3 protein-coding genes and 1 pseudogene are annotated in these 1,233 nt (G+C 38.0%); all 4 read right to left on the reverse strand.

Features of this window, described 5'->3' with window-relative positions; translation table 11 throughout:
* Positions 1–111: 111 nt before the first annotated feature.
* The gene (locus tag ACRCJ0_RS14450) at positions 112–306 is read right to left on the reverse strand and encodes a C4-dicarboxylate ABC transporter (RefSeq protein WP_072614530.1); all 195 of its coding nucleotides are present in this window, start codon (positions 304–306) and stop codon (positions 112–114) included.
* 60 nt (positions 307–366) lie between these two features.
* Complete coding sequence (locus ACRCJ0_RS14455) at positions 367–600, reverse strand: heavy-metal-associated domain-containing protein (RefSeq protein WP_123936732.1); 234 nt, start codon at positions 598–600, stop codon at positions 367–369.
* A 145-nt stretch (positions 601–745) separates the two neighbouring features.
* A pseudogene (locus tag ACRCJ0_RS14460) lies at positions 746–952 on the reverse strand (prolipoprotein diacylglyceryl transferase family protein); the annotation flags it as partial.
* Between the two features lie 59 nt (positions 953–1,011).
* Positions 1,012–1,233 (reverse strand): Crp/Fnr family transcriptional regulator (locus ACRCJ0_RS14465; protein ID WP_431390905.1); only part of this gene is annotated, 222 nt, incomplete at its 5' end.

The raw sequence follows: 1,233 nt of genomic DNA on the forward strand, positions 1-1,233 counted from the left end.
ACGATAAAGCCGTCTTTATTCTTTATAGTTATCCTTCACTAATTAGTTTATTAAAAATTTTCATCATAACAGGTATTCTTTGCCTATTATCACTGTTATTACATTTTCTGATTATAAAAGTGGCAGGGCTAACGCAATTGCCCCAATAATAATCGCTGCCCAGTTGAGTCCTTTCTGTGGGGAAAATAGCCCGATGATTCCTAGAACGACTGCAGCTACGCCCATCCATACTGGTTGCCAAAAGAAAGCGATTATCCCTACAAGAATTCCAATCCATCCTAACCATTGCCCAGTTGTCTTATTCATGATTTATCTTCTCCTTATGCATATTTTTTAATTATTTATTTAATCGAGAAACATATTCTGTTAAGCGGCCTTGACTTTTGTTTTAAGGACAGGATAGCCTACGTTTTCGATAGCTTTTTGAATCTCTTCAATCGAAGTGACAGCTGAATCAAAATTGGTTTTGACTTTGCTGGAGTTGAATAATACTTTAAGGCTGTCTTTATCAACACCGTTAACTGATTTCACGGCACCTTCAATTTTTTGCATACAACTTGGACAAGACAACGTTTCTAATTGCAATATAGCTTTTTCCATAATTCCTATCTCCTTATGTATTTTTATTTTATCGGCAGCAGATTAATGAACACTGCCTTTTCCTCTTTACAACTGTAATATAGCTCACTTTTAGCAAACGAAAATTGACGCATATCAAGTTCGGCACTTCTTTTTATCTTTTTACTCAATTCACCATCTTAATAGTCTTTTTCTGCCCCTTATTGCCATCAGAATAATAAGAAATTGGTGGATAATCTTGTCTGCGTATAAACCATACTACAATCGCGCCAATAAACAGGGCCAGAGACAAGGCTTGCGAAACGCGGATCCACTTCCCAATCCATAAACTGTTCGTTCGCATACCTTCAATGAAGAACCGACCCACTGAGTACTGTCCCATTGTTAATGAAGAGCGACAGAACACCAACGTGTACAAAAAAGTGTGTCCGATTATTCGCTGTAAAGCAATAAATCATCTAAATCCTGAATCTTGATCCTTTTCCCAGACAGCTGTTGAATCAATCCCTGGTTCTCCAATTCTCCAAATTTGCGACTGATGGTCTCAGGTGTCGTTCCTAAATAGGAAGCAATGTCCTTTTTTGCCATCGGCAAGGTGATGGTGGGAGAGTTGCCCATTTCAGGTTCCACATTTTCTGCCAAAAACAAAACTAT

The organism is Aerococcus sp. L_32 (genome assembly GCF_050689315.1).